Annotated in this window: 24 protein-coding genes; 11 read left to right on the top strand and 13 right to left on the bottom strand. The window is 68.9% G+C overall.

The window, feature by feature from the left end:
* Positions 1–3: 3 nt before the first annotated feature.
* Positions 4–828 carry a diaminopimelate epimerase gene (dapF, locus tag CSW64_RS19760; RefSeq protein ID WP_099623707.1) on the bottom strand — a complete coding sequence of 275 codons (825 nt, stop codon included), beginning with the start codon at positions 826–828 and terminating at the stop codon, positions 4–6.
* 57 nt (positions 829–885) lie between these two features.
* Here dapF and CSW64_RS19755 point away from each other — a divergent pair, with 57 nt between their 5' ends.
* The 3 genes from CSW64_RS19755 to CSW64_RS19745 all read left to right on the top strand — a co-directional run bounded on the left by CSW64_RS19755 (position 886) and on the right by CSW64_RS19745 (position 6,023).
* Positions 886–1,692: a potassium channel family protein gene (locus tag CSW64_RS19755; RefSeq protein ID WP_099623706.1), complete on the top strand. Its 807-nt coding sequence runs from the start codon at positions 886–888 to the stop codon at positions 1,690–1,692.
* Between the two features lie 69 nt (positions 1,693–1,761).
* Positions 1,762–3,903 carry a prolyl oligopeptidase family serine peptidase gene (locus tag CSW64_RS19750; RefSeq protein ID WP_099623705.1) on the top strand — a complete coding sequence of 714 codons (2,142 nt, stop codon included), beginning with the start codon at positions 1,762–1,764 and terminating at the stop codon, positions 3,901–3,903.
* A 35-nt stretch (positions 3,904–3,938) separates the two neighbouring features.
* On the top strand, positions 3,939–6,023 hold the full coding sequence (locus tag CSW64_RS19745; protein ID WP_099623704.1) for a prolyl oligopeptidase family serine peptidase: 2,085 nt from the start codon (positions 3,939–3,941) through the stop codon (positions 6,021–6,023).
* An 88-nt stretch (positions 6,024–6,111) separates the two neighbouring features.
* Here CSW64_RS19745 and CSW64_RS19740 read toward each other — a convergent pair whose 3' ends face one another.
* From CSW64_RS19740 to CSW64_RS19725, 4 genes are all read right to left on the bottom strand, one after another.
* Positions 6,112–8,397: a TonB-dependent receptor plug domain-containing protein gene (locus tag CSW64_RS19740; RefSeq protein WP_099623703.1), complete on the bottom strand. Its 2,286-nt coding sequence runs from the start codon at positions 8,395–8,397 to the stop codon at positions 6,112–6,114.
* A gap of 158 nt (positions 8,398–8,555) precedes the next feature.
* Positions 8,556–8,843 (bottom strand): DUF2218 domain-containing protein, encoded by a 288-nt coding sequence (locus tag CSW64_RS19735; RefSeq protein WP_099623702.1) that lies wholly within the window; start codon positions 8,841–8,843, stop codon positions 8,556–8,558.
* The gene (locus CSW64_RS19730) at positions 8,843–9,400 is read right to left on the bottom strand and encodes a PadR family transcriptional regulator (protein WP_099623701.1); all 558 of its coding nucleotides are present in this window, start codon (positions 9,398–9,400) and stop codon (positions 8,843–8,845) included. The genes CSW64_RS19735 and CSW64_RS19730 overlap by 1 nt, the downstream gene beginning before the upstream one ends.
* A 96-nt stretch (positions 9,401–9,496) precedes the next feature.
* Positions 9,497–9,895, bottom strand: a complete 399-nt coding sequence (locus CSW64_RS19725; protein WP_099623700.1) for a winged helix-turn-helix transcriptional regulator — start codon at positions 9,893–9,895, stop codon at positions 9,497–9,499.
* A 118-nt stretch (positions 9,896–10,013) separates the two neighbouring features.
* Here CSW64_RS19725 and CSW64_RS19720 point away from each other — a divergent pair, with 118 nt between their 5' ends.
* The gene (locus CSW64_RS19720) at positions 10,014–10,898 is read left to right on the top strand and encodes an NAD(P)H-binding protein (RefSeq protein ID WP_099623699.1); all 885 of its coding nucleotides are present in this window, start codon (positions 10,014–10,016) and stop codon (positions 10,896–10,898) included.
* A 32-nt stretch (positions 10,899–10,930) separates the two neighbouring features.
* Here CSW64_RS19720 and CSW64_RS19715 read toward each other — a convergent pair whose 3' ends face one another.
* The 3 genes from CSW64_RS19715 to CSW64_RS19705 form a co-directional block, all read right to left on the bottom strand.
* Positions 10,931–11,827 carry a hydrogen peroxide-inducible genes activator gene (locus CSW64_RS19715; protein WP_099623698.1) on the bottom strand — a complete coding sequence of 299 codons (897 nt, stop codon included), beginning with the start codon at positions 11,825–11,827 and terminating at the stop codon, positions 10,931–10,933.
* Between the two features lie 268 nt (positions 11,828–12,095).
* Entirely contained in the window at positions 12,096–12,623 is a 528-nt protein-coding gene (locus tag CSW64_RS19710) for an SRPBCC family protein (RefSeq protein ID WP_099623697.1), read from the bottom strand.
* A gap of 39 nt (positions 12,624–12,662) precedes the next feature.
* A complete protein-coding gene (locus tag CSW64_RS19705; RefSeq protein WP_099623696.1) occupies positions 12,663–13,514 on the bottom strand; it encodes a glutamate racemase in 852 nt (283 codons plus the stop codon).
* Between the two features lie 124 nt (positions 13,515–13,638).
* Between CSW64_RS19705 and CSW64_RS19700 the strand changes: the two genes are divergently transcribed.
* Positions 13,639–15,807 carry a M3 family metallopeptidase gene (locus CSW64_RS19700; RefSeq protein WP_099623695.1) on the top strand — a complete coding sequence of 723 codons (2,169 nt, stop codon included), beginning with the start codon at positions 13,639–13,641 and terminating at the stop codon, positions 15,805–15,807.
* A gap of 141 nt (positions 15,808–15,948) precedes the next feature.
* A complete protein-coding gene (locus CSW64_RS19695) occupies positions 15,949–16,344 on the top strand; it encodes a VOC family protein (RefSeq protein ID WP_099623694.1) in 396 nt (131 codons plus the stop codon).
* Positions 16,345–16,472: 128 nt separating this feature from the next.
* Here CSW64_RS19695 and CSW64_RS19690 read toward each other — a convergent pair whose 3' ends face one another.
* Together CSW64_RS19690 and CSW64_RS19685 are read right to left on the bottom strand one after the other, a co-directional pair.
* A complete protein-coding gene (locus CSW64_RS19690) occupies positions 16,473–16,838 on the bottom strand; it encodes a DUF1048 domain-containing protein (RefSeq protein WP_099623693.1) in 366 nt (121 codons plus the stop codon).
* Between the two features lie 2 nt (positions 16,839–16,840).
* Entirely contained in the window at positions 16,841–17,170 is a 330-nt protein-coding gene (locus tag CSW64_RS19685; RefSeq protein WP_099623692.1) for a PadR family transcriptional regulator, read from the bottom strand.
* Positions 17,171–17,437: 267 nt separating this feature from the next.
* Between CSW64_RS19685 and ffh the strand changes: the two genes are divergently transcribed.
* The 5 genes from ffh to CSW64_RS19660 are packed head-to-tail and all read left to right on the top strand — an operon-like array spanning position 17,438 to position 21,940.
* Positions 17,438–18,961: a signal recognition particle protein gene (ffh, locus tag CSW64_RS19680; RefSeq protein WP_099623691.1), complete on the top strand. Its 1,524-nt coding sequence runs from the start codon at positions 17,438–17,440 to the stop codon at positions 18,959–18,961.
* A gap of 22 nt (positions 18,962–18,983) precedes the next feature.
* On the top strand, positions 18,984–19,508 hold the full coding sequence (gene rpsP, locus CSW64_RS19675) for a 30S ribosomal protein S16 (protein WP_099623690.1): 525 nt from the start codon (positions 18,984–18,986) through the stop codon (positions 19,506–19,508).
* Positions 19,509–19,514: 6 nt separating this feature from the next.
* A complete protein-coding gene (rimM, locus tag CSW64_RS19670; protein ID WP_099623689.1) occupies positions 19,515–20,027 on the top strand; it encodes a ribosome maturation factor RimM in 513 nt (170 codons plus the stop codon).
* Between the two features lie 53 nt (positions 20,028–20,080).
* Positions 20,081–20,455 (top strand): DUF427 domain-containing protein, encoded by a 375-nt coding sequence (locus CSW64_RS19665; RefSeq protein ID WP_099623688.1) that lies wholly within the window; start codon positions 20,081–20,083, stop codon positions 20,453–20,455.
* Between the two features lie 51 nt (positions 20,456–20,506).
* On the top strand, positions 20,507–21,940 hold the full coding sequence (locus tag CSW64_RS19660; protein ID WP_099623687.1) for a DHA2 family efflux MFS transporter permease subunit: 1,434 nt from the start codon (positions 20,507–20,509) through the stop codon (positions 21,938–21,940).
* Here the strand turns inward: CSW64_RS19660 and CSW64_RS19655 are convergent.
* The 3 genes from CSW64_RS19655 to CSW64_RS19645 all read right to left on the bottom strand — a co-directional run bounded on the left by CSW64_RS19655 (position 21,897) and on the right by CSW64_RS19645 (position 25,122).
* Positions 21,897–23,417 carry a S41 family peptidase gene (locus tag CSW64_RS19655; protein ID WP_099623686.1) on the bottom strand — a complete coding sequence of 507 codons (1,521 nt, stop codon included), beginning with the start codon at positions 23,415–23,417 and terminating at the stop codon, positions 21,897–21,899. The two genes, CSW64_RS19660 and CSW64_RS19655, sit on opposite strands and share 44 nt — an antisense overlap.
* Before the next feature lie 82 nt (positions 23,418–23,499).
* Positions 23,500–24,255, bottom strand: a complete 756-nt coding sequence (locus CSW64_RS19650) for an AraC family transcriptional regulator (RefSeq protein WP_099623685.1) — start codon at positions 24,253–24,255, stop codon at positions 23,500–23,502.
* A 15-nt stretch (positions 24,256–24,270) separates the two neighbouring features.
* A complete protein-coding gene (locus CSW64_RS19645; RefSeq protein WP_099623684.1) occupies positions 24,271–25,122 on the bottom strand; it encodes an acyl-CoA thioesterase in 852 nt (283 codons plus the stop codon).
* Between the last annotated feature and the right edge of the window lie 64 nt (positions 25,123–25,186).

Below are 25,186 nucleotides of genomic sequence, written 5' to 3'. Positions count from 1 at the left end.
GGGTCAGAGCCGGCCCGTGAACTCCAGTTCGATCGGGCCGGTCATGATCACGTGGCCGTCGCTCTCGCGCCATTCGATGGTCAGCTCGCCGCCGTCCAGCTCCATCGTCGCCCGGCGGCCGGTCAGGCCGCGACGGGCGCAGGCGACCAGGGCGGCGCAGGCGCCGGTGCCGCAGGCCTTCGTCAGGCCGGCGCCGCGCTCCCACACCCGCAGGCGGATGCGATCCTGGGCCTTGGGCCAGGCGAAGCCGACGTTGACGCCTTCGGGGAACAACGGGTGATGCTCGATCAGGCTGCCGGCGCCGCGCACCAGGGCGTCGTCCGGCTCGCGGTCCATGAAGAAGACCACATGGGGGTTGCCCATGCTGACCGCGCCCGGGGTGTGCAGGATCGGCGCGTCGATCGGGCCGATCTGCAGTTCGATGCCGCGGGTGTCCATCTCCTCGGCGAGCGGAACCTGGTCCCAGCGCAGCCGCGGCTCGCCCATGTCGACGCGGACGACGTGGTCGCCGGCCCGTTCGCCGCTCAGGAGACCGCCCTCGGTGGCGAAGGTGACGGCGTCGTTCCGACCGGCCTCCATCAGCAGCCAGGCCACGGCGCGCGTGCCGTTGCCGCAGGCCCCGACCTCCTCGCCGGTGTTGTTCCAGAACCGAACGAAGGCGGCGGCGCCCGGCGAGCGCGAGGGCTCGATCGAGATCAGCTGGTCGTAGGGCGTGTGGTCGTTGATCGCCCGGACCTCGTCCGGCGACGGATCGAACGGTTCGTCCTGCGCCTGCACCACCACGAACTGGTTGCCCAGGCCGTTCATCTTGAGGAACGGTCTACCCATGGGCGCTATATAGGCCAGACCGTCGCCTTGGACAGCAGGCCCGGCTAAGGAAAGCGCATGACCGCCACGCCGGACGTCGACGACCCCAAGAGCCCGTTGCGGCGGCTGCGCGCCGTGATGCGCAGCCTCTACCACGGCTCCTCGCCGACGGCGGTCCGGTTCCGCTACGCCGTGATCCTGATCGATCTGGCGATCATCGCCTTCTTCATCGCCGCACCGCTGATCCGGCATCAGGGCGGGGTCTTCTACGCCATCGACTATCTGATCGCCGTGATCCTGGCCGCCGATCTGGCCGCGCGGGCCCTGGCCTGGCCGAGCCTGAAGAGCTGGATCAAGCGGCCGATCGTCTGGGTCGACCTGTTCGTCCTGGCCACGCTGCTGTTCCCGGCCTGGCTGGCGAACTTCGGCTTCCTGCGGGTGCTGCGACTGTGGACCCTGGTCGACAGCGAGTTCTTCTGGCGCACCGTCGGCCGCCGGTTCGACGACACCCGCGCCGAGGAGATCATCAAGGCCGTGACCCGGCTGGCGACCTTCGTCTTCGTGATCACCGGTTTCGTCTACACCAGCTTCATGGGCCGCTACGAGGGCATCGGCGGCTGGGTCGACGCCCTCTACTTCACCGTGACCACCCTGACCACGACCGGCTATGGCGACATCGCCCTGCCCGGCGTCTGGGGACGGCTGCTGTCGATCTTCGTGATGCTGTTCGGGGTATCGCTGTTCATTCGCCTGATGCAGGTGCTGGTGCGGCCGCACAAGGTGAAGTTCCCATGCCCCGCCTGCGGGCTTTCGGCGCACGATCCCGACGCCGTCCACTGCAAGGCGTGCGGCCACCTGCTCAACATTCCCAACGACGAGGCATGACCGCCCTTGCCCCGAGCCGGGCGGCGCCTATGGTGGCGGTGTTATAAAATTGCAGTAGGGGGACATTCCATGAAACTGCCCGCGCTCGCCGCGACGCTGCTGCTTGCCAGCGCCGCGCCGGCCGTCGCCGCCGAAACGCCGTTCGAATGGCTGGAGGCCGTCGACGGCGCCCGGGCCATGGAATGGGTCCAGGCCGAGAACGCCAAGACCCTGCCGGTGCTGACCGGCGACGCCCGCTACGCCGGGCTGCATGCCGAGGCCCTGACCATCCTGTCGGCCAAGGACCGGATCCCGACCTCCAAGTTCATCGGAACCGGCGTCTACAACTTCTGGCAGGACGCCGCGAACGTGCGCGGCCTGTGGCGCCGGACGACGCTGGGCAGCTTCCGATCGGCGACGCCGACCTGGGAGACGGTGCTGGACGTCGACGCCCTGGCCAAGGCCGAGAACGCCAACTGGATCTGGAAGGGCTCCAACTGCCGGCCGGTGACCCACGACCGCTGCCTGGTCGACCTGTCCAACGGCGGCAAGGACGCCGTCGAGGTCCGCGAGTTCGACCTGAAGACCAAGGCCTTCGTCGAAGGCGGCTTCCGCCTGTCGGAATCGAAGCAGACCGTGGCCTGGCTGGACGCCGACACCCTGATCCTGACCCGCGACTGGGGCCCGGGCACGACCACCGAGTCCGGCTATGGCTTCGTGGTGAAGACGCTCAAGCGTGGCCAGCCGCTGTCGGAGGCCAAGGAAGTCTATCGCGGTTCGCCCAAGGACGTCAGCGTCACGCCGATGGTCTATCGCGACGCCAAGGGCCAGCGCGTCGTCGTGCTCCGGCGCGCCGTCGACTTCTTCCACACCGAATTCCTGCTGCTGACCGACAAGGGCGTCGAGAAGACCCAGATCCCGCAGCGCTCGACGATCCAGGGCTTCGTCAACGGCGACCTGATCGTCACGCTGGAGGAGTCCTGGACCCGTCCGCGGTTCGACAAGGACAAGGATCCGAAGGTCTTCGCCAGCGGAACCTTGATCTCGATCACGCCCGACAAGGCGCTCGGCAAGCCGCTGACCGGCCCGAACGGCGAGATCGTCATCAGCAACAACTGCGATCCCTGCGTCGTCTTCGAGCCGAACGCACGACAGTCGATCGACCAGGTCGAAGTGACCGACAACCGTGTCGCCGCCGTCGTCTACGACAACGTGCGCGGCCGGCTGATGACGTTCCAGGATCGCGGCGAGTGGGGCTGGCGCGCCTCGACCTTGCCGACCGCCGACAACGCCTCGATCAACCTGGTTTCGGCCAGCGACGGCGGCGATCAGCTGTTCTTCACGGTCGAGAGCTTCGTCTCGCCGACGCAGCTGAGCCTGGGCGAGCTGGTCGCCGGCAAGTTGGAGGTCGTGAAGACCATGCCGGCTCGCTTCAAGGCCGACGACCTGACCGTCGAACAGTTCGAGGCGACGTCGAAGGACGGAACCAAGATCCCCTACTTCGTGATCCGCAAGACGAACCTGAAGTACGACGGCTCGAATCCGGCCCAGGTGTTCGCCTACGGCGGCTTCCAGCTGAGCAAGCTGCCGCTGTACGACCCGATCAACGGCAAGCTCTGGCTGGAGCGCGGCGGGGTCCAGATCGTCCCCAACATCCGCGGCGGCGGCGAGTTCGGTCCGGCCTGGCACGAGGCGGCGCTGAAGCAGAACCGCCAGCGCGCCTACGACGACCTGTTCGCCGTGGCCGAGGACGTCGTGGCCCGCAAGATCAGCTCGCCGCGCCACATGGGCTTCTACGGCCGTTCGAACGGCGGCCTGCTCGCCGGCGTGGCCCTGACCCAGCGCCCCGATCTCTGGAACGCGGTGGTGGTCGAAAGCCCGCTGCTGGACATGCTGCGCTACCACCTGCTGCCGGCCGGCGCGTCCTGGATCGGCGAGTACGGCGACCCGACCAAGCCGGAGGAGGCCGCCTGGATCGCGAAGTACTCGCCGTTCCAGAACGTGAAGCCGGGGGTGAAGTACCCGCTGGCCTACATCACCACCTCGACCAAGGACGACCGCGTCCACCCGGGCCACGCCCGCAAGTTCGCGGCCCGGCTGGAAGAGGTCGGCGCGCCGTATCTCTACTACGAGAACACCGACGGCGGTCACGCCAACGCCGCCGATCCCGCGGCCAACGCGAAGCGCTGGGCCATGCACTACGTCTACCTGTCCCGTCAGCTGATGGATTGAAGCTTCCGATGCGATCCCTACTTTTGGCGGCAGCCATGACCGCCGCCGCCTTTTCCGCGTCCGCCCAGACTTCCGGCTCGACGCCTGCCCGCACCCCCGCCGATCCCTTCCAGTGGATGGAGGAGATCGAGGGAGCCAAGCCGCTTGCCTGGGCCCGCGCCGAGAACGACCGCTCGCTGCCGGTTCTGCAGAACGATCCTCGCTACAAGGATCTGAACGACAAGGCGCTGGCCATCGTCAACGCCAAGGACCGGGTGCCCGGCGTCGGATTCTCGGGCGACGGCAAGCTGAGCAACTTCTGGCAGGACGCCACGCATGTGCGCGGCGTCTGGCGCAAGACCACGCTCGACAGCTACCGGACGGCCGATCCGGTGTGGGAAACCGTCCTGGACGTCGACGCCCTGGCCAAGGCCGAGGGCAAGAACTGGGTCTACAAGGGCGCCAGCTGCCTGTCGCCGGACGATCGCCACTGCCTGGTCGTCCTGTCGGACGGCGGCAAGGACGCGATGGTCTATCGCGAGTTCGACAGCGTGACGAAGACCTTCGTCGCCGGCGGTTTCGAGGCGCCGGAAGGCAAGCAGAACGTCACCTGGCTCGACAAGGACACCCTGCTGATCGCCCGCGAGTGGGAGCCGGGGACCCTCACCAAGTCCAGCTATCCCTATGTGTTGAAGGTTTGGAAGCGCGGAACGCCGCTGGCCGAGGCCAAGGAGGTCTTCCGGGGCAAGGTCGAGGACGTGATGGTCACGCCCTTCGTGCTGCGCGATCCCGACGGCAAGGTCCAGGCGGCGATGGTCAGTCGCGCCGTCAGCTTCTTCGAGACCGAGACCTACCTGCTCACGGACAAGGGAACCGTGAAGCTGCCCTTCCCGCTGAAGAGCGGGATCCAGGGTCTGGTCCAAGGCAAGCTGGTCTTCACCCTCGAACAGGACTGGGCCGAGCATGGCCTCAAGCAGGGCGACCTGGCGGCCTTCGACCTGGCCGCGCTCAAGGCCGACCCGGCCAAGGCGCATCCGACGCTGATCCTGCGACCGGCGGCGAACCAGGCGATCGAGGGAACCAACATCACCCGCAACAAGCTGGTGGTCACCTTGAACGAGGACGTCAAGGGCAAGGCGCTGGTGTTCACGCCGGGCGCGGACGGCTGGACCAGCAAGCCGCTGGATCTGCCGGCCAACGCCACGATCGGCATCGGTTCGGCGTCGGAGACCGACGACCGCGTCTGGATCACCGTGACCAACTACCTGACGCCGACCACCTACTGGCTGGCGGATGCGGCGACCGGCAAGCTGGAGACGATCAAGGCCTCCCCGGCCCGCTTCGACGCCAGCAAACACGTCGTCGAGCAGTTCTTCGCCACCTCCAAGGACGGGACCAAGGTGCCGTACTTCGTCGTTCGCCCGAAGGATCTGAAGTATGACGGCCAGGCTCCGACGTTGCTCTACGCCTACGGCGGGTTCCAGGTTTCGCTGACCCCCAGCTACTCGGGTTCGGTCGGCAAGCTGTGGCTCGAGCGAGGCGGCGTCTATGTCGTGGCCAATATCCGCGGCGGCGGCGAGTACGGCCCGGCATGGCACCAGGCCGGCCTCGAGTCCAACCGGCAGAAGGTCTACGACGACTTCTTCGCGGTGTCGGAAGACCTGATCGCCCGCAAGATCACCAGCCCGCGCCGGCTCGGGATCATGGGCGGCAGCAACGGCGGCCTGTTGATGGGCGTGGCCCTGACCCAGCGGCCGGACCTCTACAACGCCGTCGTGGTGCAGGTGCCGCTGTTCGACATGCTGAACTACACCAGCATGGGCGCGGGCGCCTCCTGGGTCGGCGAGTACGGTGATCCGGCCAAGCCTGACGAACGCGCCTGGATCGCGAAGTACGACCCCTACTCGAACCTGAAGGCGGGCCAGAAGTATCCGCGCGCCTTCATCGAGACCTCGACCAAGGACGACCGGGTGCACCCGGCGCATGCCCGCAAGGCTGCCGCTCGCCTCAAGGCGCTCGGCTACGATTATCTCTATTACGAGAACATCGACGGCGGGCACTCCGCGGCGGCAAACCTCAACGAGACGGCCCGGCGAAACGCCCTGGAGTTCACCTATCTCAGCCAGCAGCTGATGGACTGATCGTCCGATCCGTCGCTGAAAAAAGAGCCCCCGTCGCGAACGCGGCGGGGGCTTAGTTTTTCAAGGCCCTGGGGGGAGGGTAGTGGGCCTAGAATGCGTAGCGGGCGGTCAGCTGGAACACCGGACCGGCCTTCTCGGTCTCGATCTCGTATTCGTCGTGCTTGCGGTCGATCTGGTCCTGGATCGAGCCGAACTTGTCGAAGACCTCGTCCTTGGAGGAGTCGAGCAGGTTCTGGCCGGTCAGGCGGACGACCAGGCGCTCGCCGATGCGCTTCTCGATGAACATCTCCAGGTCGCCGCCGTACTCGGTGCGCACCTCCTCGAGCGTGATCCGGCTCCAGGCGTTGCCCTGCTTGCGGTAGGTCACGCCGAAGGCGGCCTCCCAGCTGGGCAGATCCTGGATGAAGCCGACGTTGAACACGTAGTTGGACTGGCTGTTGAACCTGCGGCTGCCGTAGCGATCATTGATGTCGCTATCGAGCCAGCTGTAGTTCAGGAACACGCCGGTGTTTTCCAGGCCGATGAAGGTGAGGGGGGTCGACAGGTCGAACTCCACGCCCCAGACCTTGCCGTCGCCGACGTTCTTCGAGGTGTAGACGCGCTTGACGGCGGCCGGATCGGTCCTGTCGACGCTCAGCAGGTCTTCTTCAATCAGGTCGGAGATCTGGCGGTAGAAGACGTTGACGCCGGCGACGCCGCGGCCGGGCAGCCGGCGCTCGTAACCGAGGTCCAGGCCCCAGGCGGTCTCGGGCTTCAGGTTCGGATTGCCGATGAAGTCCTGGTCGTCGCCGTACTCGTCCTTGAGCAGGATCGGCTGCAGCGAGTCGAAGTTCGGGCGACGCACGGTGCGGCCGACCGAGAGGTTGATGCGGCCGTTGTCGCCCGCACGGAACTTGAAGTTCGCCGACGGCAGGAGGAAGGCGTAGTCGTTCTCGGTGACCCGGTCGGCCGCCCCGACGCCGCCGCTGTCGTCAGTGATCTTGGTGTCGGTGGTCTCGTAGCGCAGGCCGACTTCCCAGGTGACCAGGTCGGTCTTGCCGTTCAGCATCACATAGGGGTCGATCCGGGTCTCCTCGATGGCGACCTTGCCGAAGCCCTGGTCGGTCCACGAGCCCGTCGGCGCGGGATAGGCGAACCCGCCGTTGACGCCGTTGGCGACGTTGAAGCGGTTGCGGCGCTCGGTGACCAGGTTGTCGCGGCTCTTGTCGACGTACTGAACGCCGAACGACAGCTTTCCGAAGCCGATGTCACGCTCATGCTCGAGTTCGGCGCTGAGCTCGCTGTCCTTGAGGTCGGTCCTGGTTTCGTCGCGGGTGAAGCGGTCGGCGTCGGGGAACGGCGCCGCGTCGCGCAGGAACTCCAGCTCCTGCTCGAACTCGAACTGGTCGTCCTTCAGTTCCGAGTAGCCCAGCTTGAACTTGGAGCGGCCGCCGAACATGTCGCGGACGTACTTGCCGCGGAGCGACCAGCTGTCGGTCAGGATGTCGAGGTCGTTGTCGTTGGCGGTGAGCAGGTTGGCGTTGTCGCGGATGCCGCCGCGGTACTCCAGGGAGTCCTCGTCCTGCAGGCGATCGGTGCGGACGAAGAAGCCTTCCAGGGTCAGGTCGCCGCCGCCGACGGCGACGTCGTAGCTGGCGTTAAACGAGTAGTCGGTGCCGTCGCGGACGTCGGTCTGGACCTCGATGTTGTCCAGCGCGCCGCCCGGCGTCTTGTAGCGCCAGCTGGTCTTTTCCTTGGGCGCGCGGCGGCCCTGGACGTTGGCGCCGATCAGCAGGCGGCCGGGGCCGACTTCGCCGCCCCAGTAGACGCCGGCGTTACCGGCGAACTTGTCGTCGTTGTAGCGCGTGACGCCGCCGCGGACGTAGCCGCCGTTCAGGGTCAGGGCGTCGCGCAGCACGATGTTCAGGGCGCCGGCGACGGCGTCGCCGCTGCGGTTGGCCGACGGCGCGCGGATGATCTCGATCCGGTCGAGCAGTTCGGCCGGAATGCGGTCGACGAAGAAGGACCGGTCGGCCAGGGCGCCGGGCACCTTCTCGCCGTTGATCAGGATCTGGGTGTAGCCCGGGTCCAGGCCGCGCAGGCGGGCGCCGTCCGATTCCAGGACGTCCGACAGGAAGGTCACGCTGGGCACGCGCTTCATCGCATCGCCGGCCGAGACCGGCTCGAACCGCTGGAAGTACTCCTGGTCGTAGGAGAGGACCGGCGCCGCGTCTTCGGTGCGGTTGCGATAGGTGATCTCGCCGGTGACGATCAACGCCTCGACATTGGTCGGAGCGTCGGCGGCGGTGGCGATCGCCCCGTCGGCGGCCAGCGCCTGGGCGGCGAAGGCCAGCGGCGTGAGCGCCGCCAGCGCGAACAGCGCGGTCTTCCTCATTTCGGATATCCCCCATGTGCGACGCGGTCCTGGGCTCGGACAGGCCGCGATCAGAAACGGGGGAGGGCATAGTCACCGGCGAAGACGGCTCGGTGATGGTTGTCGGACAGTTTTGTTGCAGTCGCGCCGTGGGCGGATGTTGCCGCCCACGGAACGCGTCAGGCGGTCCGGGTCCAGGCGAACGCCAGCTCGCCCTCGCGATGGGCGAAACGGTTCACATGGTCGGCGACGACGTCCTCCAGCCGGAGCAGACCGGCGTCATCCGCCGCCTCCAGCACGACGCCGAGGACGCCGGGGCCGACGGTGAGCCGGCACAGACCGAGCGGCAGCTCGATCCGTCCCGACGCCTCGTCGAACGTCACCGGGAACTTGTGCGCCCAGTGTTTGCACAGCTGAGTCATGTACCGGGCCGCGTGGGCCGTGGAGACGCTGGCGATGCTCTGCATCAGGCGCGCTCCACGGCGGCGGCGGCGGCGTCCAGGGCGTCGCAGATGGTCGCGATCTGCTCCTTGGACAGCGATCCGCCGGTGGTCTTCAGCTTCAGGGCGGTGCGCAGGTTCTCGCGGGCCCGCAGGATCTGCGGCGAGAAGGCGGCGCTGGAGGCCGCCGCTTCGGCCATGCGCTGGAAGATGCCGCTGGCCTGGGCCTCATTGGCGGCCAGGTGCGCCTCGCCTTCCGGCGTGGCGGTGTAGAGCTTGCGGCCGCCCGGCGCGTCGGCGGCGGTGACGAAGCCCATTTCCTCGAGCCAGGTCAGGGTCGGATAGACCACGCCCGGGCTGGGCGAATAGGCGCCGCCGGCCTGCTCCTCGATCTCCTTGATGATCTCGTAGCCGTGGCGCGGCTTGTCGGCGATCAGGCGCAGGATGACCAGTTTCAGGTCGCCGTGGTCGAAGAAGCGGCCGAACCGCCCGCCGCGGCCGCCGCCGCGCATGTGATGTCCGCCCCAGCCGTGACGGCCCCAGCGGTGATGTTCGTGATGATGAAAGCCATGATGGCGATGCATGTTTCGATCCTTACTCGATATATCTGAACTGCACCTATCAGATATATCGAAAGCGTATCGAGTCAATAGATATATCGAAAAATATCGGAAGCGCCGTCAGGCGACCTGATCGTAGGCGGTCCGGGCGCGTACGATCTGGGGGTGAGCGCCCTCCGCCCAGCCGACCAGGGCGGCCAGGGGATCGAGCAGGGTGCGACCCAGCGGCGACAGGCGATATTCGACGCTCGGCGGCTTGGTCGGAAACACCTCTCGTTCGATCAGGCCGTCACGCTCGAGGTCGCGCAGGGTCTGGGTGAGCATGCGTTGCGAGATGTCGGGCACGGCGCGGCGGATGGCGCTGAAGCGCTGCGGGCCGTCGGCCAGCACCATGATCAGCAGGGTGCTCCACTTGTCGCCCAGGTGGTCGATGACGTCGCGCACCGGACAGCGCGCCGCGTCGAAGGTCTGGCCCTTCCAGGCGTTGAGGCTGCGGGTGAGCGTCTCGGCGGCGGACATGGCGGTTCCCTTGGCGTAACCTGGTGACGTTTCCGTGCCTCCTTTAAGTAGGCGTGGCGCTCTCACATTTGAAGCAGGTCTCGAAATGAGACCATGAATCAGAACGAGAGATCGAACGATGACCCAATCCTCTCCCCGCCTGCTGGTCACCGGCGCCGGCGGTCATCTCGGCCGCCGCGTCGTCGAACTGCTGCTCGACGCCGGCGCCGACGTGATCGCGACCAGCCGCGACGTCGCCAAGCTGGCGGACCTGGCCGCGCGCGGCGCTGAAATCCGCAGCGCCGACTTCGACGACCCGGCCTCGCTGGAGGCCGCCTTCGCGGGCGCCGACCGCCTGCTGCTCGTCAGCACCGATGCGCTCGCCGAGCCCGGTCGTCGCCTGGCCCAGCATCGCGCCGCCGTCGCGGCGGCGGCGAAGGTCGGGGTCAAGCACCTCCTCTACACCTCGGCGCCTTCGCCCCAGCCGCAGGCCGAAGGCGGAGTTCTCGACGACCATTTCTGGACCGAGCAGGCGATCGTCGAGACCGGCCTCGACTGGACCCTCCTGCGCCACGCCCTCTATGCCGACCTGCTGTTGGGAAGCGGACCGCAGGCCATCGCCTCGGGCAAGCTGTTCAGCGCCACACGAGGTCGCGGTCGATCCTACGTGACGCGTGAGGACTGCGCCCGCGCCGACGCCGCCGCGTTGCTGACGGCGACCGGACGCGAGATCATCGACGTTACGGGACCGGCCCAGGTGACTCAGGACCAAATCGCGGCGCTGCTGTCCGAGCTCTCGGGCAAGCCGGTCGCCCATGTCGATCTCGACGCGCAGGCGCTGGTCTCGGGCCTGGCGGCGGCCGGTCTGCCGCCGTTCGTCGTCGACATGCTGGCGGCCTTCGACGCCCAGACCGCGGCTGGCTACCACGAGGTGATCACCGACGCCGTCGAGCGGTTCGGCGGTCGCGCGCCCCAGACTCTGCGCAGCTTCCTGGAGGCGAACCGCGCGGCGCTGGCGGTCTAGCCGATCCTCTACGGAGAAGGGGTTGCGGGGCCTCACACGCCCCGCAGCGTCTCGGCCAGCAGGCGGCCTTCGTTCGCCCGGCTGGAACCGGCTCGCCAGGCGACCACGATCTCGCGGCTGGGATGCTCGGCCGCGAGGGGCCGGATGGTCACGGGCACATGCTGGGCCAGGCCCGCCTCGACGGCCATGGCCGGCAGGAACGAGACGCCCAGACCTGAACCCACCATCTGCACCAGCGTCGGAAGCGAGGTGGCCGCGAAGGTCTCCTCGTCGCTGGCCTTGGGCGGCTCCAGCCCGCAGGCGGCCAGGGCGTGGTCGCGCAGGCAGTGGCCATCCTCGAGCAGGATCAGGTCGGACGGGGCCAGGCTCTCGGGATTGATCTTCCGGTCCTTGTCGAGGATCGGGTGGCCGTCCGGAACGGCGGCCAGGAGTTCGTCGTGCTCGACATGGGCCCAATTGAGGCCGGTCATGTCGTAGGGCAGGGCGATCAGCGCCGCGTCCAGCGCCCCGGCCCGCAACGAGGCGATCAGGCGATGGGTCAGGTCTTCGCGCAGGAACAGCCGCAGCTTGGGAAAACGCTCGCGCAGCGCCGGCAGGGCCTTGGGCAGCAGGAAGGGCGCGACCGTCGGAATCACGCCCAACCGGAACCGCCCGCTCAGCGGCTGGCCGGCGCCCTGCGCCGCCTGCACCAGGTCTTCCGCCTGGTCGAGGATGAGCCGGGCGCGCCGAACGGCCTCCTCGCCGGCGGCGGTCAGGATCACGCCGGAGCGGGCGCGGTCCACGACCGGCGCCCCGAGGATCTTCTCCAGCTCGGCGATGCCGGCCGAGAGGGTCGGTTGTGTCACGTGCGCCGCTTCGGCCGCGCGGCTGAAGGAGCCATGCTCGGAGAGCAGCTTCAGATATTGCAGTTGGCGCAGCGTCGGGAGCATGGACGCAAGATAGGCCCGATCGATCGACGCTGCAAAAAGCAATCGAGCGGCTTTATGGGCGGCGCCGGTCGACGATAGAGGCTCTCTCTATCGAGTCGGAAAGAAATATCGATTGGATTTGTAGGGGCGGGGCTCGTACTTACAGCTTGTCTCCATCAAGACAGACGGCCGCGCTCCTCCCCCCGAAGGCGGCCGTCCGATCCGGGAGCCCCCGCACCCATGCCCTCCCACGGTGCGTCGGGCTCCCGGACCCCCCTTCTCTCTCAATCTATTGAGGCTTGCCGGTCTCCACATAGGCCTTGAAGCGTTTCAGCTGTTCGCCGACGACCATGTCGAAGAGCGGCGCGTTCTTGACCATCTCCGGCCGTAGCCCCCCGACGTTGTAGGTCTGGACCACCTCGGTTCCGGCTTCGGTCTTCTTCAGGCTGAAGGTCAGGGCGCCGGCCGCGCCCTCGTCCTGTAGCGGCCCGAGAGCGGCGTCGATGCGCAGCATCTGACCCGGCCAGGCGAGGACGACCTCGCCGTGTTTCACGCCGCCGCCCTTCGGAAAGCGCTCGCAGAAGCAGGCGCCGGGCTCCAGCGCGACGGTCATGTTGGCGGCGTCGCCCGTGTAGCTGTGCTGGCCGTTCCACCACTTCCCGATCTCGCCGAGCGCGGCGTAGACCTTGTCCGGCGGCGCGGCGACCGTGACGCGGTTCTCGATGCGCACGACGGCGCCCTCGGCCGACTTCACTTCCGCCTGGGCGGGTGCGGCGAGCGCGAGCGCGAAGGCCGACAGGACGAACGCTGCACGCATGATCAACCTCCCCAGGTTCAGGTTCGGGGAAGGGTGGCCTCAGGCCGCCTCGAACCGCAAGGGGGCGCCCCAGAAGGTCGCAACCAGGCCGTTCTGTTCGCCGGGTGTCCCCGTGGTCAGGAAACGGCGCTCGCCGCCGGCGCCGGCGATGTACTCCGGGTGCCGCTCGAAGTAGCGGGCCAGCGCGTCGGCGGTGGCGCCGGGCTGGTGGATCAGCGGCGTGCCGTCGGGCAGGGCGTCGCGGAACAGATCGGCGATGATCTCGTAGTGGGTGCAGCCCAGCACCGCCCGGTCCGGGTGGCGGCCGACGCGGCTCTTCAGCACCTTCACATGCCCTTCGACTTCGGTCCGGAGCACGTCGCGCGAGGCGTCCTGCTCGATCAGCCGGGCCAGGTTCGGGCAGGGCTCGGAGAAGACGGCCAGGTCCTGCTTGCGCTTGTCGATCTCGATCTCGAACACCCGGCTGTTGGCTGTGCCCGGAGTGGAGAAGACGCCCAGGATGTCGACCTTCTGCACCTGCTCGTCGCGTCGATCCGCCTCGTGCTCCCAGGGCAGGCCGGTGGCCGCCTCGATGGTCGGCACGATGATGCCGAGCACGTTCAGCGAACGGCCGGTCTCGCGGCGATAGCCGGGCAGCCAGGTCTGCTGCAGGCGGCGCAGGGCGATGGCCGAAGCGGTGTTGCAGGCCAGCACGACCAGGCTGGCGCCCGCGTCGAACAGGCGGATGCAGCCGGCCTTGGTCAGCTCGACGATCTCCTCGCCGGGCCGGCCTCCGTAGGGCGCGTTGGCCTGGTCCGCCAGATAGACGAAGTCAGCCTGCGGGAAGCGCTCGACGAGCGCGCGGTGGACCGTGAGGCCCCCGACTCCGGAATCGAAGACGCCGATGGACATGGCTTCGCTTTAGAGCTCCGGCCGCCGTAACGGAAGCGTGTCCGCCACATTACAGGCCGTTCATGTGACGCGGGGGTAACGCGACTATAGGGTCCCGGCCAAATATTCTGGTCACGGAGCCACTATGCAACGACGACAGGTTCTTATCGGGGGCGCCAGCCTCTTCCTCGCGCCGGCTTTCGCTTCGGCGGCGGATCTCGGGGCCCCGGCGGCGGACGTGCTGAAGCGCGACGCCGTGGCGGCGCGCGCCGTCCTGCCCAAGCAGGCTCCGAAGGCCGAGCTGCTGCAGGTCTGGACCGGTCCGTACGGCGGCGTGCCGCCCTGGGACAAGGTCACGGCCGCCAAGCTGCGCGAAGCCATCCTCGAAGGCATCGACCTGCAGCGCGCCGAGATCAAGGCGATCGCCGAGAACAAGGCCGCGCCGACCTTCGCCAACACCCTGGTGGCGCTGCAGATGGCCGGCGAGCCGCTGGACCGCGCCATGTCCGTGTTCGGCGTCATGACCTCGAACATCGGCTCGAACGAGTATGAGGCGCTGGACACCGAGGTGTCGCCGATCCTGTCGGCCGCCCAGGACGAGATCACCTTCAACGAGGCGCTGTTCAAGCGCGTGAAGGCCGTCGCCGACGGCGCCGCCGCGGCCAAGCTGTCGCCGCAGCAGACCCGCGTGGCCACTCGCCGCCGCGACGCCTTCGTCCGCAACGGCGCCGCGCTGGACGCCGCCGGCAAGGCCGAGCTGGGCCGCATCAACACCGCCCTGTCGGCCGCCTTCACCGCCTTCGGCCAGAAGGTGGTCGGCGACGAGCGGGGCTGGACCGTCATCCCGACCGAAGCCGGCATGGCCGGCATGGCGGCCTCGAACAAGGCCGCCGCCGCCGCGGCCGCCAAGTCGCGCAACCTCGACGGCTGGGTCATCGCCAACACCCGCTCGGCCGTCGACCCGTTCCTGACCTTCGCCGACGACCGCGCCCTGCGCGAGAAGGTGTGGCGCAAGTTCGTGAGCCGCGGCGACAACGGCGACGCCAACGACACCAACGCCACGATCGCCGAGATCGTGAAGCTGCGGGCCCAGCGCGCCAAGCTGCTCGGCTTCGAGCATCACGCCGCCTGGCGGATGCAGGACACCATGGCCAAGACGCCGGCCGCGGCCAACGACCTGATGATGCGGGTCTGGGCCCCGGCCAAGGCGCGCGTCGCCGAGGAGGTGGCCGACATGCGCAAGATCGCCGGTCACGACATCGAGCCCTGGGACTACCTCTACTACGCCGAGAAGGTCCGTAAGGCGAAGTACGACCTCGATCAGAACGAGCTGAAGCCCTACTTCGAGCTCAACAACGTCAAGCAGGGCGCCTTCTACATGGCGGGCCGGCTGTACGGCTTCGAGTTCGTCAAGCTGGCCAAGGGCGCGGTGCCGGTCTTCCATCCGGACGTCGAGGTCTTCGAGGTCAAGGACAAGGCCAGCGGCAAGCACATCGGCCTGTTCTATTCCGACGACTTCGCCCGTCCGGGCAAGCGGTCGGGCGCCTGGATGACCACCTACCGGGCCCATTCGACCTACGACGGTCCGCAGAACGTCCTGGCCTCGAACAACAACAACTTCACCAAGGCGGAGGCCGGTCAACCGCTGCTGATCTCGCTGGACGACGCCCAGACGCTGTTCCACGAGTTCGGCCACGCGCTGCACTACCTGTCGTCGGTCGTGGTCTACCCCGACCTCGGCAACACGCCGCGCGACTTCGTCGAGTACCCCTCGCAGGTGCACGAGCACTGGGTGCTGACCCGTCCGATCCTCGACGGCTTCATGAAGCACGTCGAGACCGGCAAGCCGATGCCGCAGGCCCTGGTCGAGAAGATCGACGCCTCGGGCACCTTCAACCAGGGCTACGCGACGGTCAGCTACCTGTCGTCGGCGCTGGTCGACATGGACCTGCACACCCGCGCCGATCCGCCGACCGACATCGACGCCTTCGAGCGCGACAGCCTGGCGCGCTACGGCATGCCGAAGGAGATCGTGATGCGGCACCGCCTGCCGCAGTTCAATCACCTCTTCACCTCGGACGCCTACTCGGCCGGCTACTACTCCTACCTGTGGTCGGAAGTGATGGACGCCGACACCTGGGCCTACTTCGAGGAGAGCGGCGATCCGTTCAATCCGGACATCGCCAAGCGCTACAAGTCGATCATCCTGGCGCCGGGCAACAGCACGGACCGCGCGGAAGCCTACCGCGCCTTCCGCGGCCGCGACCCGGACGTGAAGGCGCTGCTGAAGGTCCGGGGCTTCCCGACCTCGTAGGCGCAGCCGACAGTGAGAAGGGGCCGTGGTTCGAGAGGACCGCGGCCCTTTTTCTTTGGGGCCTTTTTCTTTGAATGGGCGATGGCCATGTCGGAGCCGAGGGCGCTCGTTCGTTCTTGAGTCAGTTGTAAGGAGACCCCCATGCTCGACATCACCGGCATCGACCACATCGTCCTGCGCGCCCGCGACGGGGAGGGGCTGGTGCGGTTCTACACCGAGGTGCTGGGGCTGACCGTCGAGCGGCGGCAGGACGCCATCGGCCTGGTTCAGCTGCGCGCCGGGCGGAACCTGATCGACATCGTGCCGGTCGACGGCAAGCTGGGCCGCATGGGCGGCGCCGCGCCCGGCGCCGAGGGGCGCAACCTCGACCACTTCTGCCTGAACATCCGCGACTTCGATATCGACCGGGTGAAGGCGCATCTGGAAGCGCACGGCGTCGAACTGGGCGAGGAAGGCCTGCGTTACGGCGCCGGCGGCGAGGGCCTGTCGATCTATCTCAAGGACCCCGAGGGGAATGGGGTCGAGCTGCGGGGCTGACCCTCGCCGTGGACGGGGCTACCAGAAAGCTCTTCGGCGATAGGTGATCATCACGACGTAGGCGACGAACAGGATGCCGATGCACAGAGCAAGGGCGATCCTCGTGTCGATGTCGAGCGGCGGCCGGGTCATGCCCGGCCGCCCGAGGCGCGGTCGATCGCTTCGATCAGGCGGTCGCGCTCCTTGTTGATCCAGTGGCCGTCGGCATAGTTGGCGATGAAAGCTTCCACGAACGTGGCCGGGTCCTCGCCGAAGATCTCGCGGACGGGGACGCCGTTCGCCGCGCTTTCCTCGAACAGGTCCACGAGGTCGCCGTACATCCGCACCGCGACGTCGCCCTTGGCGACGCCTCCGGCGTACATCAGGTATCGCTCCAGCGCCTCGAACGCGGCGCGATAGGTCGCGGGGAGCCGTTTGATGCGCGCCTTGCACTCGCGGTACTGCTTTTTCTGCTCAAGCGATCCGGTGACCAGCTCGATCCATCCGATGGCCATGACTACTTCCTTTCCGCATGGAGCTGTTCGAGCCGTTCCGCGAGGAAGCTCCATGTCCTCCAGAACTCTTCGAGATAGTCCCGCCCCTTGGCGTTGAGGGCGTAGACCTTCCGCGGCGGCCCCTTCTCCGAGGGGACCTTTTCGACATCGACCAGGCCCTTCTGCTCGTTCCTGACGAGCAGGGCGTAGACGGTGCCTTCGGCGATGTCGGAGAAGCCCTGCTCCCGCAGCCGCGACGTGATCTCGTAGCCGTAGGCGGGCCGCCTGGAGAGCAGCGCGAGGATGATGCCCTCCAGCGTGCCCTTGAGCATCTCGGTCATCTGCTTGCTCACGAGGCCTCCAGCTACTTAGTGTTGCTATCTAGTGGTATATAGCGATGCTAAGTAGTCATGGTCAAGCCCCACGCGACGAGGTGGGCAGGCATCTTGATTTCCGGGGCTTTTCCGCGCATAAGGCCCGCCTTCCGGCGCAGATGCAGTTCAGCGCCCTCCACCATCACGACCCCCGCGCCTATCTCATTGCGGGACGAGGATGGCGAGGCCCCCCGTCGACGTGATCGTCCACGGGGGCGAATTGCGTTTGGGCGATTGAGGTAACGAATGTTCGAAGGCCTTACAGAACGGCTCAGCGGCGTATTCGACCGGCTCTCCGGTCGCGGCGTGCTGGGCGAGAAGGACATCGACGAGGCGCTGCGCGAGGTCCGCGTCGCGCTGCTCGAGGCCGACGTCGCCCTGCCGGTGGTCAAGGACTTCATCGCCAAGGCCAAGGAAAGCGCGACCGGCGAGGCCGTGATCCGTTCGATCCGTCCCGCCGACCAGGTGGTGAAGATCGTCTACGACGGCCTAGTCGAGATGCTGGGCGGCGAAGAGGCCGAAGGCCTCAAGCTGGCGCTGAACCCGCCGTCGATCATCCTGATGGCCGGCCTCCAGGGCTCGGGCAAGACCACCACCGCCGCCAAGCTGGCCCTGCGCCTGACCAGGACGGACCGCAAGAAGGTCCTGATGGCCTCGCTCGACACCCGCCGTCCGGCGGCGATGGAGCAGCTGGCCACGCTGGGCAAGCAGATCGAGGTCGACACCCTGCCGATCGTCGCCGGCCAGAGCGCCGTCGACATCGCCCGCCGCGCGCTGCAGGCGGCCAAGCTGTCGGGCTACGACGTCCTGATCCTCGACACCGCCGGCCGCACCACGCTCGACGAGCAGATGATGGCCGAGGCGGCGCAGATCGCGCAGATCGCCGTCCCGACCGAGACCCTGCTGGTCGCCGACAGCCTGACCGGCCAGGACGCCGTCCGCACGGCCAAGGCCTTCCACGAGCGCCTGCCGCTGACCGGCCTGGTGCTGACCCGCGCCGACGGCGACGGGCGCGGCGGCGCGGCCCTGTCGATGCGGGCCGTCACCGGCCTGCCGATCAAGTTCCTGGGCGCGGGTGAAAAGGTCGAGGCGCTGGACGTCTTCGACGCCCGCCGCGTGGCCGGCCGCATCCTGGGTCAGGGCGACGTCGTCGCGCTGGTCGAGAAGGCCGCCGCCGACCTTGACCAGGCCAAGGCCGAGGCCATGGCCAAGAAGCTGGCCAAGGGCCAGTTCGATCTGGAGATGATGGCCGACCAGCTCGCCCAGATGGAGCGGATGGGCGGCATGGAAGGCCTGATGGGCATGCTGCCCGGCGTCCAGAAGATGAAGAAGCAGATCGCCGAGTCCGGTCTGAACGACAAGTCGATCGGCCGTCAGCGCGCGATCATCGGCTCGATGACCAAGGCCGAGCGCCGCAAGCCCGACCTCCTGCAGGCCTCGCGCAAGCGCCGTATCGCGGCCGGCGCCGGCGTGGACGTGGCCGAGGTCAACCGGCTGCTCAAACAGCATCGCCAGATGGCCGATGCGATGAAGATGATGACCCGCAACGGCGGCGCCGGCCTGGCGAAGATGGCCGGCATGCTGGGCGGCGGCGGTATGAACCGCCTCAAGAATCTCGGCGGCGGAAAGATGCCGGAGCCGGATGCGAAGGAACTCGAACAGCTGCAGCAGAAGCTCCAGGGCCTCGGCGGCGGCGCACCCAACCCCGGGGGGCTTCCGGGCCTCGGCGGCCCCGCGCTGCCGCCCGGTTTCAACCCGTTCAAGAAATAGAACGACCTAGAGGACTACCGTTATGCTGAAGATCCGTCTCGCCCGTGGCGGCGCCAAGAAGCGCCCCTACTACTCGATCGTCGTCGCTGACAGCCACTCGCCCCGCGACGGCCGCTTCATCGAGAAGGTCGGCACCTACAACCCGCTGCTGCCCAAGGACGGCCCGACTCCGCGCGTCACGCTGAAGCTCGAGTCGATCCAGGCCTGGATCGCCAAGGGCGCCCAGCCGACCGACCGCGTCGCCCGTTTCCTGGCCGCCGAAGGCGTGGGCCAGTGGAAGCAGGGCAATAACCCGAACAAGGGCAAGCCGGGCAAGAAGGCCGAGGAACGCGCCGCCGAGCGCGCCCAGCGCGAAACCGACCGCGCCGAAGCCGCCGCCGCCGCCAAGGCCGAGGCTGAAGCCGCCGCTGCCGCCGCCGCCGCTGCTCCGGCTCCGGAACCCGAGGCCGCTCCGGTCGAGGAAGCCCCGGCTGCTGAAGTCGCCGCCGAGGAAGCCGCTGCCGAAGAGGCTCCGGCCGCTGAAGCCGCCGCCGAAGAGCAAGCCTAAGACCGCATGCCGGCCGACGACCGTCTCATCGCCGTCGGCCGCGTCGCGGGCGCCTTTGGCGTCCGCGGCGAGGTGCGGATCAGCACCTTCACGGAAGAGCCCCTGGCGCTCGCCCGCTTTCGCGAGCTGAAGCGCCAGGACGGCTCGCCCGCCCTGACCATCACCTCGGCTCGCGAGGGCAAGGACGGCATCGTCGTCCGCTGTTCCGGGATCGAGACCAAGGAACAGGCCGACGCCCTGCGTGGTCTGCGCCTCTTCATCCCGCGCGAGGCCCTGCCCGAGCCGGACGAGGACGAGTTCTACCTCGCCGACCTGATCGGCCTGGCCGCCGTGACGCCCGAGGGTGAGCGGATCGGCAAGGTGAAGTCCGTCCAGGACTTCGGCGCCGGCGACATCCTCGAGATCATTCCGGAAGAGGGCGGGCCGACCTGGTATCTGCCCTTCACCCGCGACGCCGTGCCCGAGGTGAAGATCGCCGACGGCCTGATCGTCGCCGTGCGACCCAACGAGATCGAGTAGCGCGCCGGCGATCGGGCGCCCATGTCTGCCACACCGCCGCGCGGAGCAGAGCCATGGCCGACAAGCCCATCAAGGTTCCCGGACCTGATCATCCCATCACCATCACGCCGACGCCCGGCCGGGTCGTGATCAGCCTGGGTGACCAGGTGATCGTCGACACCCGGGCGGCGCTGACGCTTCAGGAGGCCGCCTATCCCGCGGTTCAGTACGTCCCGCGCGCCGATGTGCGGATGGAGCTGCTGGAGCGGACGGACCATGAGACCTACTGCCCGTACAAGGGCGACTGCAGCTACTTCAGCCTGCTGCCGGCCGGAGCCCCGGGTGAGAACGCGGTCTGGACCTATGAGACGCCCTATCCGGCGGTCGCGGCCATCAAGGACTGCCTGGCCTTCTATCCCGACCGCGTGAGCATCCGCATCGATCCATAGCGTCGGGGGCCGCGCCGTGCGTAGGCTGGCGGCGACAGCGGAGACCCTCCGATGAGCCAGGCCATTCACGCCTCCTGCGACGCCGCCTCCGCCCAGGCGGCGCGGCCGGCCGCCCGGCCTGTCCCGCCCGTCCATGCGGCGATGATCCTGGCCGCCACCATCCTCGCCTCCAGCCTGGCCTTCGTGGATGGCTCGGTGGTCAACGTCGGCCTGCCGGCGATCGCCGCCGACTTCCACGCCCGGGCCGAGGACCTGCAGTGGGTGATCAACGCCTACCTGTTGCCGCTGAGCGCGCTGCTGTTGCTCGGCGGGGCGGCGGGCGACCGGTTCGGGCGGCGCACGGTGCTGACGGTCGGGACCACGATCTTCGCCGTCGCCTCGATCGTCTGCGCCTGGGCGCCGAGCCTGGAATGGCTGCTGGCGGGGCGGGCGCTGCAGGGGTTGGGCGCGGCGCTGTTGTTGCCCAACAGCCTGGCCATCCTGGGCGAGTCCTTCACTGGCGAAGCGCGGGGCCGCGCGATCGGCGTCTGGGCGGCGATGGGCGCGGTGGCCGGCGCGATCGGGCCCGTGCTCGGCGGCTGGCTGATCGACACGGTCGGCTGGCGGGCGATCTTCCTGATCAACCTGCCGCTGGCGGCGGGCGCGATCGGCCTGGCGCTCGCCTATGTGCACGAGCCCCGCCCCGACGGCCGGCAGCCCCTGGACTGGGCCGGCGGCGTCCTGGCCACCCTGTCGCTCGGCGCTCTGACCTGGGGACTGACCATCGGGACCGGCCCCGGCGGCTGGACCCTTCCTGCGGTCGCCGCGATGATCGCCGGACTCGTCACAGCCGGAGCCTTCCTTGTCGTGGAACAGCGACGCGGCGAGCGGGCGATGATGCCGCTGGCGCTGTTCGGCTCGCGCGGCTTCGTCGGCCTGACCGTGCTGACGGTGCTGCTGTACGGGGCGCTGAGCGGGGTGTTCCTGCTGGTTCCCTACATGCTGATGCAGGCCGGCGGCTACAGCGGGACCGCCGCGGGGGCGGCGCTGCTGCCGTTTCCGCTGGTCATGGCCGCCGCCTCGCCGCTGATGGGCGGGTTGGCTGGACGCCTCGGCTCGCGGGGCCTGCTGACCATCGGGCCGCTGATCGTGGGCGCGGGCTTCCTGGCCATGCTCTGGATGGGGCCGGCCGCCAGCTACTGGACCAGCGTCTTGCCCGGCGTGCTGCTGGTGGCGGTGGGCATGGCCTGCGCCGCCGCCCCGCTCACCAACGCAGTGCTGTCGTCGGTCGACGAAGCCCACGCGGGGGCCGCTTCCGGTTTCAACAGCGCCGCGGCCCGCACCGGCGGCCTGGTCGCGACCGCCCTGCTGGGCGTGGTCCTGGCCGCGAGCGGCGAGGCGCTGGCCGCGGGGTTCCGGATCGCGGTCATTGTCGGCGCGGTCGCCGCGGTGCTCGCCGGGCTCAGCGCCTGGCTGCTGGTCGGGCGTGACCGGCCGCGGGGCTAGACGGCGCGGCGGCGAGATCGGCGCTGACCGCCCGCAGGGCGCGCATGGCGCGCGCCCGTTCCGACTCGCCCTCGCGCGGCGGCAGGGGGAGGTCGGGGCGGACGCCGGCGACCTCATCCGTTCCGTCGGCCCGCAGCCGGGCGCAGTCGGGCATGCGGAACCGCAGCCGCGTCGCCGCCAGGGTCACCGGCGTCTCGTCGGTCATGAAGCCGCAGCCGGCCCCGCCGGTGCGGTCTCCGATCGTCTTCGCCACGCCGTTGTCCCGCATGACGGCGGCGAACATCTCGGCGGAGGAGTAGGTCTTGCCGTTGGTGAGGACGTAGACCGGGCCGGTCCAGGCGCCGCGCCAGCGATCGACCGTGGTGACGCTGGACAGCGCCCCGGCCGCCGCCCGATCGGCGAACGTTCCGGGCGGAGCGTCGCTGAGCTGACCGCCCGCGAAGCCCACCCCGACCAGCCTGTTGCAGGCCTCCGGCCGCCAGGGGCGTTGTTCGCGCCAGACCCAGGACAGGTCGCAGGTCGGTTTCGCCAGGGCCTTGCGGCTGGCGGAGACCGCGTCCAGAGCCCGGCGCAGCGCAACCTTCGTTTCCGGGGCGGATGCGGCCTTCAGCGCTTCGTCGAGCGCGTCGGTCTCCTCGTCGAGGTAGGTCGAAGCCTGCGGGCCGGCGACCATCAGCAGGCGCGCCGACGCGACCGGCCTGTCGGTGAACAGCCTGGCCATCCAGTCGCCGCTGTCGTTGCCGCCGCTGTTGCCGCCGACGTCGACGATGACGCTCTGCACGCCGTCCGTCCGGAACTGCCGAAGCTGCTCGGCCAGGGCGGCGAGCCAGGCGTCGCGGGCGCCGGTGCGCAGGTTTCCGACCGTGATGGGCTTGCCCGCCGCCGTGAGGTCGGCCCAGGCGCGCCGGCAGACGTCCGGGAAGGGCGCGGGGCGGAAATTCTGGATCCGGACCACCCCGATTCTCCGGCCGTCGGGCGCGACGATCTCGCCCGCGCGGAACGGCGTGCTCAGCCCGTCGCCGGCGAGCTTGAAACCCGGCAGGCTTTCGAACGGCAGGGAGAAGGCGATCGGCGCCGTGGCGGCGAATCCCAGCGCCGCGCAACCGCTGCCCGGATCGGCGGGGTCGAGGGCGGCGGTCTCCGGTTCGGGCTCGGGGGGCGGTGCGGCGGGCGACAGCGTCGGCAGCTCCGAGACGTGCCCGTCCCGGAAACTCGCCGCGAAGGCGCGCAAGGCCGCCCGGGCCTCGTCCTCGGTCGTGGCGGCGTCCAACGCCGCCCGGGCCCGCCGGTCGGCCGCGGGCAGGTTGACGCCGCTTTCCGGCGAGGCCGCCCAGGCCAGGTTGGCGTAGGAGGCCTCGAGCGCGGCTTCCAGCTGGTCGAGATCGGCGCGCCAGGCCGTGTGGCTCGACTCGGCGGCCGGAACCGGGCTCGCCGCCAGCAGCGACAGGGCGACGATCAACGGGCGGCCGGTCTTCATGCGCTCACTCACTCACGTCCAAGAGGAAGCATTGAAGCGCCGCCGCGGCGCCGCGTCTTGGACCGCCAGGCCGGTTTTGGATCTAGGAGAGGCGGCGATAGGCGGCGGGCGTGACGCCGGTCTCGGCCTTGAACGCGCGGTTGAGGTGAGCCTGGTCGCAGAAGCCGCAGATCTGCGCCACTTCGCTCAGGGGGGTCCGCGTATGGGCGAGCAGATCGGCCGCGCGCGCCAATCGGAGTTGTCGCTGATGCTCGCCGACCGATCGTCCGAAGGTCCGCCGGAAGGCTCGCGACAGCTGTGCGGCCGGGCGTCCGGCCGCTCGGGCGACGTCGTCCAGGCTGACCGGTCGGTCGGCATGGGCTTCGATGTAGTCGCGCGCCGCGCGGAGCCAGGGCTCGGGTCCCGAGGCCGTGTCGCGGGCGCCTCGCCCGAACAGGGCCAGCAGCTCGTGCGAGAGGCCGTCGATGGCCGCGGCCGAGAACGGGTCGTCGAGCGCCAGCTCGAAGGCCATTCGCCGGCCCAGGTCGCCGATCCGGGCCGACCGCAGCGACGGCGCTTCGCGCAGCGCCACATGCTCGGCCAGATGGTCGAGAGTCGCCGCCGTCGGCCGGAACAGCAGCTTCACCGCGCCGCGCTTGCCGAAGCGCTGGGCGTGCGGCTCGCCCGACGGGCAGTAGAGCAGCGCGCCGGCGCCGTGATCGGCGGCGCGGCCGCGGATCGTCTCCTCGTAGTCGCCCGACAGCACCAGGCAGAGGCTGGCCTCGTCATGGTGGTGCGCGGCCATGCGGCTCGCGGGCGCGTAGCGGGCCAGCCGGATCGAGGAGAACGGCGCCGGCATGGATGATCCTCCGCCCTAGGTCTTCACCCGCATCAGGCATTCCTGGGCGACCGAGGCCGCCAGCCGGCCGTCGCGGGTGTACATCTCGCCCCGGATGAAGCCCCGGCCCTGCGATGTCGAGGGGCAGTCCTGGTCGAACAGCACCCAGTCGTTGAAGTCGCAGGGGCGGTGGAACCACATGGCATGGTCCAGGCTGGCCGACTGCAGGCCCGGCGTCCGCCAGGTCAGGCCGTGGACGCGCAGCGCGGTCTCCATGAAGGCCATGTCCGAGGCGTAGGCCAGGCAGGCCTGCTGCAGCTTGATCGAGTCGCCGATTGGGGCCTTGGCCCGCATCCAGACCTGCTTGCGCGGGGCCTTGGGGACCGGCTTGAGGATGTCCTGCGGGTCGGGCCAGCGCACCTCGACCGGGCGGCGCTTCATGTGCTCGATGACCTGGGCCGGCACGTCCTTGTTGCTGGCCAGGGCCTGTTCCATCTCGGTGGCCACGGTCTCGGGATCGGGATGCGCCGGCATCGGCGACTGGTAGTCCAGCCCGTCCTCGGCGACCTGGAACGAGGCGGCCAGGTTGAAGATCTGCTTGCCGTTCTGGACCGCGATCACCCGGCGTGTGGTGAAGGTGCCGCCGTCGCGCGAGCGGTCCACCTCGTAGAGCACCGGCTTGGTCACGTCGCCCGGGCGGATGAAGTAGGCGTGGAGCGAATGGCAGATGCGATCCTCGACCGTCTCGTAGGCCGCCAGCAGCGCCTGGGCGATGACCAGTCCGCCGAAGATGCGCGGGAAGCCCTCGTTGGGCGACACCCCGCGGAACAGGTTCAGCTCGATCGGCTCGAGGGCCAGGGTCTCGATCAGGTTTTCGCTCTCTTCCATGTGAACGCCATTAAGACCGGCGGCCGGGGCGGGCAAGCGGCCTTGCTGTCGCCATCGAACGCTG

Source organism: Caulobacter mirabilis (assembly GCF_002749615.1).
GTDB classification, from domain to species: Bacteria; Pseudomonadota; Alphaproteobacteria; order Caulobacterales; family Caulobacteraceae; genus Caulobacter; species Caulobacter mirabilis.
Note: the sequence above shows the minus strand (reverse complement) of the source record. Positions and strands in the feature narration are given on the sequence as shown.

What these genes read in the sequence shown, in the direction of transcription:
- CSW64_RS19650 (WP_099623685.1), bottom strand. Translation starts at nt 24,255, where the DNA reads ATGCCGGCGCCGTTCTCCTCGATCCGGCTGGCCCGCTACGCGCCCGCG.
- ffh (WP_099623691.1), top strand. Translation starts at nt 17,438, where the DNA reads ATGTTCGAAGGCCTTACAGAACGGCTCAGCGGCGTATTCGACCGGCTC.
- rpsP (WP_099623690.1), top strand. Translation starts at nt 18,984, where the DNA reads ATGCTGAAGATCCGTCTCGCCCGTGGCGGCGCCAAGAAGCGCCCCTAC.
- CSW64_RS19655 (WP_099623686.1), bottom strand. Translation starts at nt 23,417, where the DNA reads ATGAAGACCGGCCGCCCGTTGATCGTCGCCCTGTCGCTGCTGGCGGCG.
- dapF (WP_099623707.1), bottom strand. Translation starts at nt 828, where the DNA reads ATGGGTAGACCGTTCCTCAAGATGAACGGCCTGGGCAACCAGTTCGTG.
- CSW64_RS19665 (WP_099623688.1), top strand. Translation starts at nt 20,081, where the DNA reads ATGGCCGACAAGCCCATCAAGGTTCCCGGACCTGATCATCCCATCACC.
- CSW64_RS19735 (WP_099623702.1), bottom strand. Translation starts at nt 8,843, where the DNA reads ATGCAGAGCATCGCCAGCGTCTCCACGGCCCACGCGGCCCGGTACATG.
- CSW64_RS19725 (WP_099623700.1), bottom strand. Translation starts at nt 9,895, where the DNA reads ATGTCCGCCGCCGAGACGCTCACCCGCAGCCTCAACGCCTGGAAGGGC.
- CSW64_RS19710 (WP_099623697.1), bottom strand. Translation starts at nt 12,623, where the DNA reads ATGCGTGCAGCGTTCGTCCTGTCGGCCTTCGCGCTCGCGCTCGCCGCA.
- CSW64_RS19750 (WP_099623705.1), top strand. Translation starts at nt 1,762, where the DNA reads ATGAAACTGCCCGCGCTCGCCGCGACGCTGCTGCTTGCCAGCGCCGCG.
- CSW64_RS19720 (WP_099623699.1), top strand. Translation starts at nt 10,014, where the DNA reads ATGACCCAATCCTCTCCCCGCCTGCTGGTCACCGGCGCCGGCGGTCAT.
- CSW64_RS19745 (WP_099623704.1), top strand. Translation starts at nt 3,939, where the DNA reads ATGACCGCCGCCGCCTTTTCCGCGTCCGCCCAGACTTCCGGCTCGACG.
- CSW64_RS19705 (WP_099623696.1), bottom strand. Translation starts at nt 13,514, where the DNA reads ATGTCCATCGGCGTCTTCGATTCCGGAGTCGGGGGCCTCACGGTCCAC.
- CSW64_RS19660 (WP_099623687.1), top strand. Translation starts at nt 20,507, where the DNA reads ATGAGCCAGGCCATTCACGCCTCCTGCGACGCCGCCTCCGCCCAGGCG.
- CSW64_RS19740 (WP_099623703.1), bottom strand. Translation starts at nt 8,397, where the DNA reads ATGAGGAAGACCGCGCTGTTCGCGCTGGCGGCGCTCACGCCGCTGGCC.
- CSW64_RS19695 (WP_099623694.1), top strand. Translation starts at nt 15,949, where the DNA reads ATGCTCGACATCACCGGCATCGACCACATCGTCCTGCGCGCCCGCGAC.
- CSW64_RS19755 (WP_099623706.1), top strand. Translation starts at nt 886, where the DNA reads ATGACCGCCACGCCGGACGTCGACGACCCCAAGAGCCCGTTGCGGCGG.
- CSW64_RS19645 (WP_099623684.1), bottom strand. Translation starts at nt 25,122, where the DNA reads ATGGAAGAGAGCGAAAACCTGATCGAGACCCTGGCCCTCGAGCCGATC.
- CSW64_RS19730 (WP_099623701.1), bottom strand. Translation starts at nt 9,400, where the DNA reads ATGCATCGCCATCATGGCTTTCATCATCACGAACATCACCGCTGGGGC.
- rimM (WP_099623689.1), top strand. Translation starts at nt 19,515, where the DNA reads ATGCCGGCCGACGACCGTCTCATCGCCGTCGGCCGCGTCGCGGGCGCC.
- CSW64_RS19715 (WP_099623698.1), bottom strand. Translation starts at nt 11,827, where the DNA reads ATGCTCCCGACGCTGCGCCAACTGCAATATCTGAAGCTGCTCTCCGAG.
- CSW64_RS19690 (WP_099623693.1), bottom strand. Translation starts at nt 16,838, where the DNA reads ATGGCCATCGGATGGATCGAGCTGGTCACCGGATCGCTTGAGCAGAAA.
- CSW64_RS19700 (WP_099623695.1), top strand. Translation starts at nt 13,639, where the DNA reads ATGCAACGACGACAGGTTCTTATCGGGGGCGCCAGCCTCTTCCTCGCG.